The 18,947-nt window shown below is 36.2% G+C and carries 16 protein-coding genes; 9 read left to right on the plus strand and 7 right to left on the minus strand.

What is annotated here, in order from left to right:
- Window positions 1–292 precede the first annotated feature (292 nt).
- The 4 genes from EO766_RS00780 to EO766_RS00795 are packed head-to-tail and all read left to right on the plus strand — an operon-like array spanning window position 293 to window position 5,062.
- Window positions 293–2,782 carry a YfhO family protein gene (locus EO766_RS00780; protein WP_074420027.1) on the plus strand — a complete coding sequence of 830 codons (2,490 nt, stop codon included), beginning with the start codon at window positions 293–295 and terminating at the stop codon, window positions 2,780–2,782.
- 2 nt (window positions 2,783–2,784) lie between these two features.
- Window positions 2,785–3,915 (plus strand): glycosyltransferase family 4 protein, encoded by a 1,131-nt coding sequence (locus EO766_RS00785; RefSeq protein WP_074417718.1) that lies wholly within the window; start codon window positions 2,785–2,787, stop codon window positions 3,913–3,915.
- The gene (locus EO766_RS00790; protein ID WP_081300452.1) at window positions 3,899–4,816 is read left to right on the plus strand and encodes a glycosyltransferase family 2 protein; all 918 of its coding nucleotides are present in this window, start codon (window positions 3,899–3,901) and stop codon (window positions 4,814–4,816) included. The genes EO766_RS00785 and EO766_RS00790 overlap by 17 nt, the downstream gene beginning before the upstream one ends.
- Before the next feature lie 6 nt (window positions 4,817–4,822).
- Window positions 4,823–5,062 (plus strand): hypothetical protein, encoded by a 240-nt coding sequence (locus EO766_RS00795; protein WP_074417719.1) that lies wholly within the window; start codon window positions 4,823–4,825, stop codon window positions 5,060–5,062.
- Window positions 5,063–5,098: 36 nt separating this feature from the next.
- Here EO766_RS00795 and EO766_RS00800 read toward each other — a convergent pair whose 3' ends face one another.
- Both EO766_RS00800 and EO766_RS00805 read right to left on the minus strand, forming a co-directional pair.
- Window positions 5,099–6,085 carry a glycosyltransferase family protein gene (locus EO766_RS00800; RefSeq protein ID WP_074420029.1) on the minus strand — a complete coding sequence of 329 codons (987 nt, stop codon included), beginning with the start codon at window positions 6,083–6,085 and terminating at the stop codon, window positions 5,099–5,101.
- A gap of 13 nt (window positions 6,086–6,098) precedes the next feature.
- Window positions 6,099–6,818, minus strand: coding sequence for a class I SAM-dependent methyltransferase (locus EO766_RS00805; protein WP_074420030.1), 720 nt, complete (start codon window positions 6,816–6,818; stop codon window positions 6,099–6,101).
- Between the two features lie 135 nt (window positions 6,819–6,953).
- On the opposite strand from EO766_RS00805, the gene EO766_RS00810 reads away from it, so the two are divergent.
- The 3 genes from EO766_RS00810 to EO766_RS00820 are packed head-to-tail and all read left to right on the plus strand — an operon-like array spanning window position 6,954 to window position 10,419.
- Window positions 6,954–8,444, plus strand: a complete 1,491-nt coding sequence (locus tag EO766_RS00810; protein WP_074420031.1) for a lipopolysaccharide biosynthesis protein — start codon at window positions 6,954–6,956, stop codon at window positions 8,442–8,444.
- 20 nt (window positions 8,445–8,464) lie between these two features.
- Entirely contained in the window at window positions 8,465–9,610 is a 1,146-nt protein-coding gene (locus EO766_RS00815; protein ID WP_074420032.1) for a glycosyltransferase family 9 protein, read from the plus strand.
- Between the two features lie 59 nt (window positions 9,611–9,669).
- A complete protein-coding gene (locus EO766_RS00820; protein ID WP_074420033.1) occupies window positions 9,670–10,419 on the plus strand; it encodes a TylF/MycF/NovP-related O-methyltransferase in 750 nt (249 codons plus the stop codon).
- A gap of 5 nt (window positions 10,420–10,424) precedes the next feature.
- Here EO766_RS00820 and EO766_RS00825 read toward each other — a convergent pair whose 3' ends face one another.
- Both EO766_RS00825 and EO766_RS00830 read right to left on the minus strand, forming a co-directional pair.
- Complete coding sequence (locus EO766_RS00825; protein WP_074420034.1) at window positions 10,425–11,207, minus strand: glycosyltransferase; 783 nt, start codon at window positions 11,205–11,207, stop codon at window positions 10,425–10,427.
- A gap of 11 nt (window positions 11,208–11,218) precedes the next feature.
- A complete protein-coding gene (locus EO766_RS00830) occupies window positions 11,219–11,965 on the minus strand; it encodes a menaquinone biosynthetic enzyme MqnA/MqnD family protein (protein ID WP_074420045.1) in 747 nt (248 codons plus the stop codon).
- 147 nt (window positions 11,966–12,112) lie between these two features.
- Between EO766_RS00830 and purB the strand changes: the two genes are divergently transcribed.
- Window positions 12,113–13,459, plus strand: a complete 1,347-nt coding sequence (gene purB / locus EO766_RS00835) for an adenylosuccinate lyase (protein WP_074420035.1) — start codon at window positions 12,113–12,115, stop codon at window positions 13,457–13,459.
- An 84-nt stretch (window positions 13,460–13,543) separates the two neighbouring features.
- Here the strand turns inward: purB and lepA are convergent, their stop codons facing one another.
- The 3 genes from lepA to EO766_RS00850 form a co-directional block, all read right to left on the minus strand.
- Entirely contained in the window at window positions 13,544–15,328 is a 1,785-nt protein-coding gene (lepA, locus tag EO766_RS00840; RefSeq protein WP_074420036.1) for a translation elongation factor 4, read from the minus strand.
- A 63-nt stretch (window positions 15,329–15,391) separates the two neighbouring features.
- On the minus strand, window positions 15,392–16,561 hold the full coding sequence (locus EO766_RS00845) for a glycosyltransferase (RefSeq protein ID WP_074420037.1): 1,170 nt from the start codon (window positions 16,559–16,561) through the stop codon (window positions 15,392–15,394).
- A 7-nt stretch (window positions 16,562–16,568) separates the two neighbouring features.
- Window positions 16,569–17,852 carry a lipopolysaccharide biosynthesis protein gene (locus tag EO766_RS00850; protein ID WP_287100608.1) on the minus strand — a complete coding sequence of 428 codons (1,284 nt, stop codon included), beginning with the start codon at window positions 17,850–17,852 and terminating at the stop codon, window positions 16,569–16,571.
- A 124-nt stretch (window positions 17,853–17,976) separates the two neighbouring features.
- Between EO766_RS00850 and EO766_RS00855 the strand changes: the two genes are divergently transcribed.
- Window positions 17,977–18,945: an ion channel gene (locus tag EO766_RS00855; RefSeq protein ID WP_074417730.1), complete on the plus strand. Its 969-nt coding sequence runs from the start codon at window positions 17,977–17,979 to the stop codon at window positions 18,943–18,945.
- Window positions 18,946–18,947: the final 2 nt, after the last annotated feature.

Consider the following 18,947-nt stretch of genomic DNA (forward strand, 5'->3'; position numbering starts at 1 on the left):
AACGCATTACAATTGCTATGATAAATGCAAGATTACCCATTAGGGCAACCCTGTTTAAGAATAAAATATTCTGCATATTAAAATTTCGTTCAAAATAGCATTAATTTGCTTTTCATAAAAATAGTTGATGCCGCACTAACTTTCCATCCATCTATTTTTAGTTGAAATAAGAATGATGGAAAGTTTAAAATGGCAGCAAGTAAATAGCATAAATGCAATAGCAATGAGCGGAAAGGCTTATTTACTGAAAAATAATTCAGGCAGTTGCAGGTACCAAAAAAAATAGAAACACATGAAAAATGTTCATTGGAAACAGCTATTGCCTCATGTAATAGCAATTGTAATTTTTGTAATTATTGCGGTTCTGTTTGCCAAACCCACTTTAGAAGGAAAAGTATTGCAGCAAAGCGATGTAATTCACTGGAGAGGCATGGCACAGGATTTAATTCAATATAAAGATACCCACGGCAAATACCCTTTGTGGAATAACAACCTTTTTGGAGGAATGCCGGCTTATCAAATTATTCTCACAGCAGCCAATCCGGTTTCTGTAGTATATGCACATCCGCTTTTTATGTTGTTTTTACCCAAACCCATTGGTTTTTTCTTTTTATTGTGCATTTCGTTTTATTTCCTGAGTCAGGTGCTACGCATCAATCCGTGGATAGGCATTGGCGGAAGTATTGGTTATGCTTATGCCTCTTTTTCAGCCATTATTGTTGCCGCAGGGCATGATACACAAATGCTGGCATTAGGTTATGTACCCGCATTAATGGGTGCAATATGGCTAATTTATCAAAAAAAATATTGGTGGGGTACTGCGCTTACAGCTTTGTTCAGTGCTTTACTGATTGCACAAAATCATTTACAAATAGCCTATTATTTTATCATTATTGCCGGATTTATGACCATTGGATTTATCATTCAATGGCTCAAAGCAAAAGATTATCAACATCTTGTAAAAGCGCTGGTTTTAACATTGATAGCCGGAGCTATTGGTGCAACCTGCAATTTGGTAAGTTTGGCCACCACCAACGATTATTCTAAAGCTACCATGCGCAATGGCACCCTGAATTTAGATACCACCAACCATGCCAATACTACCAGAAAAAATTCCGGATTACCCATTGATTATGCATTTAACTGGAGCTATGGTCGTGCCGAAAGTTTTACCCTTTTAATACCCGATGTATATGGCGGTGCATCTAATGGTGAGTTAAACGGCGATTCACACATTGCAAAAATTTTACAACAAAAAGGCGTGCCAGATGACCAGGCTGCACAATTTGCCGAAAGTATGCCCTCTTATTGGGGCAGTCAGCCTTTTACCAGTGGCCCCGTGTATTTGGGTGCAGTACTTTGTTTACTATTTATTTTTGGAATGGTATATTTAAAAACACCACATAAGTGGTGGATTCTGGCATTAACGATAGTTGCCTTGCTGATGAGCTGGGGAAAAAACTTAATGTTCTTCAATGAATTTTTATTCAACCATCTTCCACTCTACAATAAATTCAGAGTGCCAACCATGACGCTGGTGATTCCTCAGTTCACTTTTCCACTGGTAGCTGTAATGGTATTGCAACAATTGTTTTTTGATACAAAAGATAAATTATTGGCCATTTTGGCTTTAAAGAAAACACTGATTATTACCGGTGCTTTTTTTGTATTAGCCATTCTATTGTATTTTAGTTTTGATTATGCTGCACCGGCAGACGCCAATTTAAAAACCTATTTCAACCAATTAACCCAAGGCAATGCTATTGAATCAAATAGTATTTACAATGCACTAATAGCCGACAGAAGAAGTTTATTTGCAACCGATTTAATACGTTCCATCATTTTTGTAATACTGGCGGCAGCAAGTATATTCTTCTACTTAAAAAATAAATTGAAAGCAACCTATGCTATTGCTGCCTTTGTGGTGTTAATTGCAGCAGATAATATTAGTATTGACAGGCGTTATTTCAGTGATAAAAATTTTCAGGATGAAGACACCATTGATGACACCTATTTTAAGTCCACTGCTGCCGATCTGCAAATTATGAAGGATACTTCTTATTACAGGGTTTTAAATTTAACGCAGGATGTTTTTAATGATGCACTTACCTCCTATCATTTTCATTCTGTTGGAGGTTATCATCCTGCTAAACTTAGTATTGTTGAAGACCTACTCAACTTTCAATTAAGGAAACAACCCATGAATATGCAGGTATTGAATATGCTCAATACAAAGTATATTATCGTTAACAATCCTGCAACCAATAAACCGGAAGTGCAACTTAATCCCAATGCACTGGGGCCCTGCTGGTTTATAAAAACGGTACAATTTGTAAACGGGCCTGCAGCTGTAATGAAAGCTTTAGATCATTTTACGCCAAAAGATACAGCCATTGTAGAGCTTGCAGATCAATCACTGGTAACCTATACCGGCACAGCCGATTCTACTGCAACTATTCACTTAGTAAAAAATGATAATGATATCCTTCATTATACTTCTAACAGTAACACTAATGGATTTGCAGTGTTTAGTGAAATATATTATAACCGTGGATGGAAAGCTTATATTGATGGGAAAGAAACACCAATTATACAAACCAATTATGTATTAAGAGGTCTCTCCATTCCTGCCGGGAAACATGATATTGTGTTTGAGTTTAAACCTGCTTCTTATTACAACAATATTAAAATTGCCATTGGGGCATCTGCATTGGTGTGGCTGTTATTAATAGGTGCCATTGTAGGTTCCTTCAAACAGGGCAAACAAAATGATGCTGCCTAAGCATGAACGTTTTAGCGCTTATTTCTTATAAAGTATTTCCCGCCCAAATGGGTGGCCAGAAAGGTATTGCGCAGTTTTATGAATACCTTTCTCAATTAGATAATGTTGTTATTGCAGCATCAAAAAACAATCAATTATCCGATATTCCTTTTCCTAAAAAATACAATAACCTGTTTCCGCAAGGCAAAGGTTTGCTGAATATTTTAAAACTGTTTTTTGTTGTAAAGTTGATTCGCAGGGAGAATATTGATGTAATTATTATAGAACATTCTTATTGGGGCTGGTATGGCTATTTGTTGCATTTATTAACACATAAGCCTTTCATTATTCATTCACACAATATTGAAGCAGAAAGGTTTAAAATACAACATCGTAAATATTGGAAAATATATGCCCGATACGAAAAATGGGTGCATCAATTGTGTAACCATAATTTTTTTAAATGCGAAGAAGATGCAGCTTATGCCGTACAAAACTGGAATTTACATCCATACAAAATAACGCTCATTCGTTATGGCACTGATGTGCAGACACCGCCAACTGACACAGAAAAAAAGGCAGCAAGAAACCAATTACTACAACAATTGAATCTTCCTGCATCTACCTGTTTATTGCTTTTCAACGGAACATTAAACTATGCACCAAATGTTGAAGTTTTAATAGAAATTACGGATACCATTATACCGATATTAAGAAAAAATAAATTTAATTTTTGTATTTTCATTTGCGGTAAAATGCTGCCCGATGCATGGTTGCAAAAATTTATGCTATACCCCGAAATCCGCTACTTAGGATTTGTGGAAAATATAACAGCCATCAATGCCGGTGTAGATGCATTGATTCTACCCGGATCAATGGCAACGGGTATTAAAACCAAATTGGTAGAAGCCCTGGCTCAAAATACCACTGTTATTACTACACATAGCGGTGCCAAAGGTATTCCGCAAAACTTTGCGCAAACAAAATTGATTTTGGTACTCGATCATGATCCGGTTGCGTTTGCGAACAGGGTTTTACAATACAACCATTCAACAGATAATACCCCCAATTCTTTTTATAATGAATTTTATTGGGGTAATATTGCACAACAGGCACATACTGTTTTAGAAAACTTACATGGAACCTATCATTAAAATATCTGTAGTAATTTGTACCTATAACCGTGCTGCATACATTGCTGCAGCATTAGAAAGTCTGGTGCAACAAACTTTCAATAAAAATTGGTTTGAAGTAATTGTGGTGAATAACAATTCAACCGATAATACTGAGCAGATTTGTAAAAAATTTATTGCTGACCATTCGCAATATGCTTTTTATTTTTTAAATGAAACGCAACAGGGGGCTTCATTTGCACGCAATACAGGTGCCAATTTAGCAAAGGGTAGTTTACTTTGTTTTATGGATGATGACGCCATTGCTGATCCGGATTATCTGGAAAAAATTGTTGATTTTTTTGAAATACATTCTGATGCTGGTGGCCTAGGGGGAAGAATCATTCCCAAGTATATTCCTGCTGAACCCAAATGGATGAGTTATTATGTGGCTTCATTGGTAGGAAATTTTGATTATAGCAATAACATTTGCGTTTTTCAGCAGGGAAAATATCCATTAGAATCAAATATGATTATTAGAACCGCCGATTTTAAAGCCATTGGTGGGTTCAATAAAAACCTGCCCGGTGTTGTGGGTACTATGCGTATTGGTGGAGAAGGTAAAGATTTTTTTTATCGGCTGCAGGCGCTTGGAAAAAAAATTTATTATCATCCCGGCATTATTGTGCATCATGTGGTAGAAGTAAATAAATTAACAAAAAAATACATGTATAGAGTGGCCAGTGGAATTGGCCGTGGTGAAAGAAGAAGGGTTTTGGCTATTAGCCGTTGGGCTTATGTTAAAAAACTGATAGAATATTGTTTTAAGTTAGGCGCAGCCTTTATTTTAGCCATTCAATATACGCTGCAGGGTAATCCCGCAAAGGCATGGCCCGTTATCCAATTCAGAATAGATGCATTAAAAGGATTATTAATTAAATAAATACTAATGAATTTTCAAACCTTCGTTAACCGTAAAATTAAAGGTACCTTATCCAGATGGTTCGGCATACAATTTCAATACCCTTCTGAAACAGCTAAAGTGCGTAATTGGGTATTGCCTTATTGTGTTGGGAAAGGTTGTGATATTGGTTTTGGTGGCGATAAAGTAAAAAAATATGCTGCAACAATTAAAACGCATTCCCAATATTCAAACCAAATTATTATTCAGCAGCAATTGCGAAATTGATTACAATGTGGTAATGGTGCTGCAAATACACAAACTTTAAGCGTTCGTAATTTTAATGCGCAATGGTAGTAATATTTTATTAACGAATGCCATTATGCCCGTTGATTTTTTAACGGGTTTAGCAAAATAACAAGGCATTTGAATGAATTGTGAATAGCCATTTTGATAAACCAATTGGCGATAATCAGCTAACAAATTTTTAAGAACGGGTAAGTTGCCCAATTGAAAACGGGTTTGATGTTTCGATAAAATTTCGGGTGTTTCAAACTTATAACCACTGATATGCAAAAAAATAAGTGGTTCTGTATCATTAACCCATACTGTATTGTTTCGAATAGAAAGCTTTCTTTCATGTAAATTCCAATAGGCCACATTGTAACCTTTATGCTGCAAAACAGCCACTTTATCAAAAAACAACGGTACTAAGTTTAACCAGTTTTGATCCACCGCCATGCCTTCTGCAAAATTATAATAACATTGATTTTTCAGCCGTTCGGCCCACCATTGTAAAAATGAATGGGTAATAGCATTATTTTTTAAGGCAATAAAACCGGCATTATAAATTCCTGATCTTAATACATCCCGTTCCATCGGCAATGCCTCATCGTTAATAGGCGTAAAAAAATGGGGCGTAATAATAATGGGCAACTGTTCTAAAACTTCTTCAATGATTGATATAGAATGATAGAAAAAAATATCCGCATCTATGTATAATAAAATATCCGGTTTTTTTGAAGCAAATATATACTGCGCCAGAAATGGTTTCATGGCACAATTCAATTCAATTAAAGTGTACTGCCGGCTCATGTTATCAAATTCTGGAACAGCAATTTGTTCCACTTCCATTACTTCATGAGGTAAAAATTCAGCAACAGAAAAACGACCATTTATTCTATCCACCAAACCAATAATTACAGTGTATTCGGGAGCAACCGATAACAAACTATCGGCCATAGTTTTAGCATATGCCAAATGGTTGGCCGAACAAACCGTATAAGCTATTTTTGTTTTAGTCAGCATCATTTACATATAATATTTACAGGCTATCGCCTATTTTTTCAGCCAAAACAATGGTGTTTAAATATAACCGTTGGTTTTTTGGCCAAATGGGCTCCGTGCAAATAAATAATAGATTTAAAAAAGGTACCAGTATTTGTCGTACTATTTTTTTAAACAATTTAAATCGGGAAACTACATAAACTCTATTTAACCAATCGTCGTGTAAATACACCATCAGCATTTGGTGAATGGTAGATAAAGCGTGGCCGTTTTTATCGATGATGATTATTTTGAATCCGTTTTTTTCTAATAATGCCCGAAGCGCAAATTGGGTATATCGGGCATAATCTACCGGAATTTCATGTTCTTCCCATGCAAACGGACAGGTTATTAGCATTTTACCACCGGGCTTTAATACCCGATTAAGTTCCGGCAAAATAGTTTCTAAATTAAAAACATGCTCAAACACTTCTGAACTGAATAAACTGTTAAACTGGTGTGTTTCAAATGGTAGTGTTTTCCCATCATAAAAAAAATCAATTGATTCGTTTTGATGGGTATGCCCGTCACTATTATAATCTACCCCGGTATAGGTTTCAACATGGTTAAATAACGACTCGTAGGGTTTTGCCCCACATCCAAAATCTAATAATTTTCCGGTCAGTTCCTTACTGTACACCTTTATTTTGTTGTACAATCCCTTTCTAATGCAATACAAAGGATGCCGAAATGTGGGGTTAAAATCATTTGAAACCATAGTTCATACCAATAAAGTAACTGCGGCAAGATAAACTGTTTTGCATAAATATATTCTGTCTATTTCGCCTTCTTTGTATTTTGAATACATAAATTTGACGCATTATGTTGCATTCATCAATCGGCAACCACAATTATGGGTAGTATCCGGCATCAAACCATTATTTCGAGCCTTTTAGTGTACATAGGTTTTTTAGTAGGTGCACTGAATACCTATTTTTATGTAACTAATGGTTCATTTACCCCCGAGCAGTTTGGATTAACCCGTATTTTTTTTGATTTTGGGCAAAACATGTACATTTTTTCCAGCTTAGGTATCATTCCGGTTATCTATAAATTTTATCCTTATTACAAAGACAATCTTCCAGCACAAAAAATTGATATTGTTACCTGGGCAATGGGAACTGCATTAGCCGGATTTTTTATTTTATTAATTGTGGGTTTTTATTTTCAGCCGGTTATTGTACATGCCTATCAGCAAAAATCGCCTTTAATTGTAGATTTTTATTATTTAATGTTTCCATTTGCTTTGGGCATGTTATTGTTTTCTGTATTAGAAGCCTATTGCTGGGCCATTCATCAAACCATTATTGCTAATTTTTTGAAAGAAACGGTCATGCGCATGGTTACCACTGTGTTCATTTTGCTGTTTTATTTTAAAATTATCCGTTTCGAAACTTTTATTTGGTTATTTACTTTTTTATATGCGTTTATTTTTGTGGTGTTGGTGTTGTATTTGCGAAAAATAAAACAATTGTATTTGCCCTTGCAAATGAGCCGGGTAACCAAAAAATTTTGGAAAAAAATGATGGGCATGCAGGCATTTATTTTTGGAGGTACCCTCATTAGCTCCATTGCCGCAACCATTGATAGTGTTTTTATTGCGCATTTTCAAGATCTGGTATCGGTGGGTATTTTTGGGTTATCGCAATATGCAGCCAATTTGGTGCAGGTACCGCAACGCAGCATTCAGGCCATAGCCACCGGTTATTTAGCCAAAGCCTGGAAGGATAAAAATTTTAAGGAAATTAACCGAATTTACGTTCGTTCCTGTATCAATTTATTGCTGTTAGCCCTTTTTATATTTGGTAACATTTGGCTGAATGTGGCACAGGGCATGGAGGTGTTGCATGTGCAGGATAAATACAAATCAGGCCTGGGTGTTTTGTTTATTTTGGGTATGGCCAGAATTGTAGATGCCGGCACAGGTGTAAATAATGTAGTTATTAATACATCAACTTACTGGAAGTTTGATTTTAACAGTGGGGTGATTTTATTAACCTTACGTTTACCTTTAACCTGGTTTTTAATTAAACATTACGGCATTATTGGCTCGGCTGTGGGCGAGTTAGCTTCTTACACTATTTACAATTTTATACGGTTTGAATTTTTACGAAGAAAATTCAACATGCAACCTTTTAACAGCAAAACCATTTTGGCCATAGTATTGGGTGTTGCTGCATTTATGGTAAGTTATTTACTGTTTCATCCCATTAATGGCTGGACAGGAATTATACTTCGTTCCGCATTGTTTTCTATTATTTTCTTAGTTGGTATCTTTATTATGAATTTAACACCGGATGCCATGCAGTTATATGAAAAATGGTTTCAAAAAAAATCATCATGATATAAAATATATTTTTTAAGATGCTTAATTTTTTAAAAGGATTGATATATGATTTGATTTTACTACTTGCATTGGCAGGCAGGAGAAAAAAGTCAGATACCCCCAAAGCATTGATTATACGTACTGATGAAATTGGCGATTTTATATTATGGCAATCGTTTATACCTGAATTAACACAGTGTCACTTACTAAAAGGCTATACCGTTGAATTTGTGGGCAATACTTCGTTTAGAACGCTTTTTAATTTACAGGGAAAAAAATTTTTTTCGAAATCGGTATGGCTGCATAAGCATGCATTTAAAACCAATATGTATTATCGTTTTCAATTTTTACGCAATATTTATTTGGAACGATATGATATCGTTATTAATCCTATTTATTCCCGTTCAAAAAGAATTGATGACAGTATTGTAAAAGCTTCAAAAGCCCGTGTAACCATTGGCATGTTCCGCAATAAAGAAAATTATGCAGGGTATGAAAATATTTACGATTTTAAATTGTATAAACAATTAATGCCGGAAATGGACAAGCCTGTTTTTGAATTTTACAGAAACAAAGCATTTACGGAATTTGTAACAGCAACAAAAAGCCTCATCAACAAACCTGAATTTTCTATTGAAAACATTCACTCTGATATTCCGTCAAAACTATTTCATGACTATTTTGTAGTTTTTCCCGGTTCCAGAAGCGCACAGCGTATATGGCCTACTGAAAATTTTGTTGAAGTAAGTAATTATCTATACGAAAAATACAAATGGGTGGCCGTTGTTTGCGGCTCAGGGGCAGACCAACCTTATTGCAAAGCATTTATAGAAGAATACCAACATCCGGTAAAAAATTTAACCAATAAAACCACTCTGCCCGATTTATTGCTGGTATTGAAACAAGCCAAATGTTTATTGTCAGTAGATACCGGCTCCATTCATTTAGCGGCTTTAGTAAATTGCACGGTATTTGGAATTTTTAACGGTTCACAATATGGCCGGTTTGCACCTTATCCAAAAGAAATTGCCAATAATATTATTGCCGTTTATCCGGATATAATTGATGACGCAGTGGCGAAAGGAAATGAAAATGATTTATTGAAATACGAATATGTGGTAAACATTCCGTATGCCAGTGTTACGGTATTAAAAATGATTACAACTATAAAAAAATATTTATAGCAACTTAATTTATTTTCGAAACCAACCAAATATAAATAATATATTTTTAATTTAAAAAAATGAAAATAAAACCCATCAAAGCTTTAAAAGTATTTTTTGGTATTGAAGAACAAAAGCAGGCTTATCCCTTAGATTTTGAATCATTTCATCAAAACATCGTTGCTAAAGTAAGACCCTATACAATGACCAGCAATGAACGCTTATATGGATTAATTGAAGCTGTAAAATATATAATACATAATAATATACCCGGCGATTTTGTAGAATGTGGCGTATGGAAAGGAGGCAGCATGATGGCGATAGCTGAAACATTAGTACAATTGGGAATTACTAACCGGCAATTATATTTGTATGATACTTTTACAGGTATGACTGCACCCACTAAAGAAGATCTGGACTCATTGAACCGAGATGCTGCCACCCAATTAAAGCAAGAAGCTGCTAACAAAACCGAAAGTGTTGTTTGGGCATATTCTACTTTAGAAGAAGTAAAAAATAATATTGCCAGCATTCAATATCCATCTGAAAATATACATTTTATTGAAGGTGATATTTTGCAAACAGTTCCTGCAATCATACCGCAACAAATTGCGCTTTTACGTTTAGATACTGATTGGTATGTTTCCACAAAACATGAAATGATTCATTTGTATCCTAAACTCATTCATCTTGGCGTATTAATTATAGATGACTACGGTTTCTGGAAAGGTTCAAGACAGGCAGTAGATGAATATATACAAGAAAATAAAATTCAAATTTTACTCAACCGTATGGATGATACCGGTAGAATTGCAATTAAAAATGCATAGTAACTTTACTTATTTTCCATTCCCAAATGCTTCTTTAATTGAAATAGCCATCGCCCAAATGGAGTTTGCAGTAACAAATACAATACTTTCAAACGAAACTGCCACAATCGGCAGCACACTGAATAGCCAAAGTATTTTTCATAAATAACTGTGTTTTCATTGAGTGATGCTAAATATTGGGTGGAACTAATACCCGTATCATCAAACAAAGTAATAACCCCATCATAAAATGCATAGGGTTCGCTTTTTATACGGCAAAGCATATCATAATCCATACCAATTTTGTAGTTGATATCATACAGACCGTATCGTTCATACACTTCTTTTTTTACCAACCAGGTGGGATGCGATATACTACGCATGCCTTTGTATAACTGGCTCGCATCAAAAGGATTACCAACGGTTACCCATTGTTGTGCACGTTTTAAAGTTATTTTGCCACTCATCCATTGTATTTCGGGATGCGCATCCAAAAAACGGTTTACCTCCATTAATACATTTTCATGGGCATACACATCACCTGAATTCAGCAAATGAATAAAACCATTGTGCACCCGGCTAATGCCTTTATTGAATGCATCGGCAATGCCTTTATCGGGTTCATTGATCCATTTTCGGTAAGCGGGCTGCGTTGTTTGTAATAACCAGTCTTGTATATCCGGTGTAGTGGAACCATTAATAATCCAATGTGCAACCGGTTTACAGGTCTGCACATCAACAGCCGCACAGGTTTTTTGCAAAGCCGTTAAGTTATTGTAACAAATGGTTATAATGGTGATGGCTGCCATTGATGCAATGCTTATATTGTGTGAAGTAAAGATAAAAATTGCGCTAATCCTTTTCTCTTCTCATTAGTAAGCAAATAACTAATGTTTGCGGTATAATACTTGTGTAAATCATACACCGGATAATCCATTCCTTCTAACACTTCATGAATATGCAAAACCCCATAACCATTGGCTTTATTGAATGCTTCTATAAATGCTGCATTCAAAGGTTTATTGGCAATCCAGGCTGCAAAAACAAAGGGCAAACCTGTCATTGATTTCCATGCTGCTGCTAAATCGTATACATATGGAGAAATATTGCGTTGTTCCAATGCCCGGTCGCCAATTACTACGCCGGCGGTATTGCCTTTAATCTGTTCTCTGAAATCAATACTGCCATCTATAAAAACGACTTCCTTCTTCCAATAATGCTTCAGCAATACTTTGGCTAAGTTCACCGAAGTGCGGCTTTGATAGTCTAACAGTATATGCGTAACTGATTCAATAGGCTGCTCGCTGAAAATACAAACAGAAGCTACCTCATGCTCAGCACCAATGCAATAATCAGTAATAATGTACGATTTTTTCATTTTGGGCAATACTGCTACGGGAATTAAACCCACATCAATCGTATCATTCAATAACATTTCTGCAATATGGGCGGGATAATCTTCTATTAAATCAATTTGTTGTAATAATGTAGCATTTTGCTTCACTCCAAATAATAAAGGCTTTGTATTTAAATAACTTACAGCGCCAACGCGTATTCTCTTGTCCAATTCTTTTACTTTTGCATGCAAAGAAAAGAAAATTCGGCGGTTTCATTTGTTTATGTAAGTGATGGATTGATTTTTTAGTGATTTCTTTCAACACAGTATGGCAGCAATTGAAACCAAATTTTATTCATGTAATGAAACCAAATTGTAATGGAATTAAACACTTTGACAGCTCTCTCGCCCATTGATGGCCGTTATAGAAAACAAACGGCTCATTTAGATATCTATTTTTCGGAATACGCTTTAATGAAGTACAGGGTAAGGGTTGAAGTTGCTTATTTTATTTTTTTGGCAGAAAAACGATTTTTTAAACTACCGGCTGCATTACAAAAAAAATTATTGGAAATAGCGGATAATCTTAGTCTGGCCGATGCCCATCATATTAAAGAAATGGAGGCCATTACCAACCACGATGTAAAAGCGATAGAATATTTTTTAAAAGAATATATTGAAAAAGCAGGTGGAGCAGCCATTAAAGAATGGGTACATTTTGGTTTAACCTCACAGGATATTAATAATACTGCCATTCCATTGAGTTGGAAAGAATATATTGAACAGGAATATTTGCCCGAATTAATTCACCTGAAACAACAAATAGTTGTGCTGGCTAAACAATGGAAAAAAGTACCCATGCTAGCACGTACACACGGCCAGCCTGCTTCGCCTACAATTTTAGGAAAAGAATTCATGGTTTTTGCCGAGCGTTTAGAACATCAAGTTGCCTCGCTTGCTACCATTCCGTTTACTGCAAAATTTGGCGGTGCTACCGGGAATTTTAATGCCCACGTAGTAGCCTTTCCGAAGAAGAACTGGATACAATTGGGGAATGAATTTGTGGAAAAAAAATTGGGTTTACAAAGGCAACAGTTTACCACACAAATTGAACATTATGATGATTTGGCAGCACATTTAGATGCTATGCAACGCATTAATACCATATTGATTGATTTATGTAGGGATATATGGACTTACATTAGTCAGGATTATTTTAAGCAAAAAACAAAGCAGGGAGAAGTAGGCTCATCGGCCATGCCACATAAAGTAAACCCGATTGATTTTGAAAATGCAGAAGGTAATTTAGGAATAGCCAACGCATTAGCGGCACATATAGCAGCCAAACTGCCGGTTTCAAGGCTGCAACGCGATTTAACCGACTCTACTGTATTACGCAATTTAGGCATTCCTGCAGCCCATACCTGCATTGCTTTCCAATCCATTCTGAAAGGCATCAGCAAATTGGTATTAAATGAAGCCAAAATACAATCAGATTTAGACAATAACTGGGCGGTAGTTGCTGAAGCCATTCAAACTATTTTGCGCCGAGAGAATTATCCCAATCCGTATGAATCACTTAAAGAACTTACCAGAGGCAAAGAAGGTATTACAAAAAATACGTTGCATCATTTTATTGATGGTTTAAAAATTAGTGCAACCCTAAAAAAAGAACTGAAAGCTATTACACCGCATAATTATACCGGTGTATCAGCTCCGTATTAAAAAAGATGGAAGTAATTAATTTTAAAAAGCCTGCTCAAAATTGAATTGAGCAGGCTTTTTGATGATATATGTTTAAAAAATAATTTAATCTAATTTCAAAACGGCTAAAAAGGCTTCCTGAGGCACTTCCACATTACCTATTTGTCGCATACGTTTTTTCCCTTCCTTTTGTTTTTCCAATAATTTACGTTTACGGCTAATATCGCCACCATAGCATTTTGCAGTAACATCTTTTCGCATGGCCGAAATGGTTTCACGTGCAATTACTTTAGCGCCAATAGCAGCCTGTATGGCAATTTGAAATTGTTGACGGGGCAGTAATTCTTTTAACTTTTCACACAATTTACGGCCAAAATCCTGCGCTCTGCTTCTATGAATCAAAGCACTTAAAGCATCCACTTTGTCATTATTCAACAAAATATCCATCTTCACAATATCAGCTTCTCTATACCCGATAGGCGAATAATCGAAAGAGGCATACCCACGGGTACTGCTTTTTAATTTGTCGTAAAAATCAAATACAATTTCTGTAAGTGGCATTTCAAAAATTAATTCTACCCTTGTTGGGGTTAAATACGACTGATTAATGAGAATACCCCGTTTGCCCAAACAAAGTGTCATAATATTGCCAATATAATCCGGCAGTGTAATAATTTGTGCTTTGATAAATGGTTCTTCAATCCTGTCTAAACGCGTAGGATCGGGCATTTCATAAGGATTATTCACTATAATTTTATCGCCTTTTGAAGTATAGGCATGAAAACTAACGTTGGGAACTGTGGTAATAACGGTTTGATTAAATTCTCTTTCTAAGCGCTCCTGAATAATTTCCATGTGCAGCAAACCTAAAAATCCGCATCTAAACCCAAAACCTAAGGCTTTAGAAGTTTCTAATTCAAATGTAAGGGATGCATCATTCAGTTGTAACTTATCCATACATTCCCGCAATTCTTCAAAATCATCTGTATTTACAGGATAAATGCCGGCAAATACCATTGGCTTCACTTCTTCAAAACCCTGAATCATGGTTCCGGGATTAGCGGCTAAGGTAATGGTATCACCCACTTTCACTTCTTTAGCATTTTTAATTCCGGTAATAATATAACCCACATCTCCGGCACGGAGCTCCTCTTTAGGTGTCATGGTTAATTTCAGTACACCCACCTCATCTGCAAAATAATCCTGACCGGTTGATACGAACTGAATTTTATCACCTTTTCGCAGTGTACCATTCATAATTCTGAAGTACACAATAATGCCTCTGAAACTATTGAAAACACTATCAAAAATCAGCGCCTGCAATGGTGCATCCACATCTCCTTTCGGAGCAGGAATACGCTCAATAATGGCCTGAAGAATTTCAGTAATGCCAATGCCCGATTTGCCGCTGGCCAATAAAATTTCTTCGGGCTTACAGCCAATTAAATCTACAATCTGATCAGTTACTTCCGGAATCATGGCCCCATCCATATCAATTTTATTGATAACAGGAATAATTTCCAAATCATTATCAATGGCCAGATACAGGTTACTGATGGTTTGAGCCTGTATGCCTTGTGATGCATCTACCAACAATAAAGCACCTTCACAGGCTGCCAATGCACGGCTTACTTCATAACTAAAATCAACGTGGCCGGGTGTATCAATCAGGTTTAAAATGTATTCCTCTCCTTTGTACGGATAATTAATTTGAATGGCATGACTTTTAATGGTAATGCCTTTTTCGCGTTCCAAATCCATATCATCCAATACCTGATCCATCATATCTCTGGAGCCGATGGTCTTGGTTTCTTCCAATAATCGATCCGCCAGCGTACTTTTTCCGTGGTCAATATGTGCTATAATGCAAAAGTTTCTAATATTTTTCATACAAATGCAAAGATATAAGGATAGCTGTCAAGTAGACTGTGGTGGGGAATTTTTGAGAATAATTTATCCATTTTTGTGTAGCAGTAAAGGGGGGTATAGATTCAGAATAAGCCGGGCAATGACGGGAGCAGCAAATACTTTAGCAGCAGCCTGTGCAATTTCGGCCCGGTTGTATTGATGGTATTGCTGCATCATCCTGATACAGGCTGCAACCAGTGCCTGCTCATCACCGGGTGCAACAACGATTCCATTGCCTGCATGAATGGGTTCTGCAGCGCCACCGGCATTGGAAGTAATAACCGGTAAACCGCAACACAGTGCTTCGGCAATTACACAGGGTGCATTTTCCTGCCAACTGAACAATACCATTGCAGATGCTTGTTGCATAACAGCAGCCACATCCTCATGTTGCAATTCTCCTGTAAATTCTATGTATTCAGATAATTTTTTTTCTACAATCAGTCTTTCAATTTCAGGCGTTACCGGCCCTACCAACACTAATTTCCATTGCGCATGGTATTGTATCAATTGCTGAAATGCGTTTAGCAATCCGTGAATGTTTTTTTGTGACAGAAAAGAAGATACATGTAAAAAAGTAAACACATGATTAGCAATATCGGGTTGATAATAAAACTTTTCAGTATCGGCTAAATTAGGAATAACGCTTACCCGCTGTAAATGGAAAAATTTTTTTAAACGAAAAGCAATAGTTTGTGAAACATTGGTAACCAAGGCTGCTTCTTTTAAAACAGATTGTACAGCTTTTCTGAACCAGAAAGGCCTGTTTTGAAAAGCATCCATTGCAGTGGCGGCATACATGGAAGCATGTTCAGAAACAATATAAAGTATGTCATTTTTTTTGCACCAGCTACGTGCTACCATTCCTGCCCTGATGGGTGCATGTACATGAAGTAAATCGGGCAATCCAAACGCTGCAACATATTTTTTAAGTATGGCCTTGTAACAATGTAAGTAGGCAAAATGATATAAAAGGGTATTGAGTTTTTTGAATCGGGTTGGTGTATAGTTAAAATAAACAATCCATTCTTCCAGGTCATCAATTTTTGTACGTTCCCATTTAGCATGTGTTTTAAACCTGCTGCCTGCCTGCACCACATGAATCACTACCAAAGGCATAAAAGCAGCAACGGCTTTGGCATTGCGTTGAATAAAATCGCCATTTTTAGGTTCTAATTCATCAGGATACCAACTGGCCAACCACAATACCTTCATATTATTCTTATTTTGAATGGAATAATGCCTGAATAAAACGACAATCTGATTTTTTCAAGGAAAACAAATCAATAGAAAGCGATGGCGGCATTTTTTTGTACTGATACAATGCCCATAAAGCAGCCACTATGTAAGACAAGGTACTTACCAACGCTGCCCAAAAAATAGTATAAAAAGGTATAATCAAAATATTTCCTGCAATAGTAGTTACAGCAGCCAAAGCTGCTCCTACTATATTGATGCGAACGCGATTCATTCCACCAAAATAAGCAGAAAGCAAGTTTAAACAAGATAGAAAAAATAAACCCGGAATGAACAGCAACAATACTTTGTGCATATTATTGAAGCTGGAACCAAAAAGATGCGTAAAAATAAATTGTCCGCCCGCTGCCACTACAATAAACAGTATCGAAAACATTAAGAAAAAAAACTTCATGAATGCGGCTAACCATTCATTCATTTGTTGGGTAGCGCCGCCATTGGCTGTTGTATTAAAAATTACCGGAGCAATGAATTGTGGAAGCAGGATAAACATTTGTGCTAATCTGGCTGCCTGAATGTAATTGCCTGCATCATTAGCGGTGGTGTATTGATGCACAAACCAATAGTCTAACCGATACACTATAAAAAACAACACATTGGCCCACAATGCTTTCATCGCATATTGGTACACCTGCTTAAAAGATGAATGCATGGAACCGTTTTCCGTTTTCCATTTTACTTGTTGCATAAACACCAGCAAAACAACCACTCCATTCAAAAAAATAAAATAAAAATATGTTTTAAATAGAATTGCTATAGCAAAGTTTTTTCGATATTCAACCCACAAAATAAACACTAACAAAACGTTCAGTATAGCCTGTACTAAATTGGGTTTCAGATATTGCTTTCCGGCATACAATGTGGCTAAAAAAAAGTTGGTAAGCAATGTGCCGGAAACAAACAGATACAAACCTGTATTAAAACCATTGGTGAGCCTTGCAAAGAAAGTTGGAAACAATAACTGAACCATCAACAATACCATTAAAAGCACAATAATTTGGAACAAAGCCATTGTTATAGCGTGTTTAGCTCCTAATTTTTCTCCTGCATAATAATAACCCAAAGCACTTTCTAAACTCATCCCTCCTATTAAAACAATCAGTGCAAAAATAGCCGAAGCGTACAAAAGCATTCCAGTGGCAGCGGCATTGGTAAAACTGGCAATGGCAACATTTACCAATAAAGCACTTAGCACATAGATGCTTCTTGCCAAAATTTGTTGTTGTACATTCTTTTTTAAACTTATCAAAGCAAACATTTTTAGGCTAATTAAAAATAGCAGCTGCAAACCTGCAATCAAATATAATATGGGTCTATCAACCATCAACAATACAATTAAAATACTTTATTTTCGATGCAGCAACCAATGATATATGCCTTTTATCAAGCACATTAATAAAAAAGCAAAAAACGAAACAGAAACCGGTTTAAGCACTGTAAGTAGTTTGGTGGGCGGTCGGTTATTGAATCGCGATGGCACCCCAAACATTCAGGTAAAAGGAATGCGTTTTTTTGAAAGGTTAAATGTATATCATGCACTCCTATCGATGTCTATATGGAAGTTTTTACTGATTATTGTATTGTTTTTTATTACTATAAATATTTTATTTGCGGGTATTTATTTAGGGATAGGTTTAGATCATTTAGGAGGTATTGAAACCACTACGGCAGCAGAAAAGTTTGGAGAGGCCTTCTTTTTCAGTGCCCAAACATTTACAACAGTTGGGTATGGAAGAATAAGCCCCATTGGCTTTATGGCCAGTTTTGTTGCTTCATTAGAAGCCTTATTCGGGCTTTTGAGTTTTGCCATAGCAACCGGGTTAATGTATGGTCGATTTGCCAGGCCCAAAGCTTACATTCAATACAGTAAAAATGCTTTGTTTGTTCCTTTCAAAGATGGCGTGGCTTTGATGGTTAGATTGGTGCCTTATACAAAAAATTATTTGGTAAATGTAGAAGCCCGTTTTACTATTTCTTTAAAAATTATGGAAGATGGTGTGATGAAAAATAGATTTTTCAGTGCCGCATTGGATATTTCAAAAGCTTCTACCTTAATGTCGAACTGGACGCTGGTGCATCCCATTCAACAAGATAGTCCGCTTTATGGCCTCACAAAAGCAGATATAGCTACAGCAGAAACTGAATTGCTGGTGTTTTTAGAAGGATTTGATGAAAGTTTTTCATCAACCGTTGTTTCAAGAACTTCGTATACCTATCGTGAATTTATTTATGGCGCCAAGTTCGTTCCCATGTATCATCCTTCGGAAGATGGTTCCACTACCATTTTGTATTTAGATAAACTAAATGCGTATGAACCCGCCCCCCTTCCTGTTTCCATGTAACA

Origin of the sequence: Hydrotalea sp. AMD (assembly GCF_004100315.1) — a bacterium.
Taxonomy (GTDB): Bacteria; Bacteroidota; Bacteroidia; order Chitinophagales; family Chitinophagaceae; genus Hydrotalea; species Hydrotalea flava.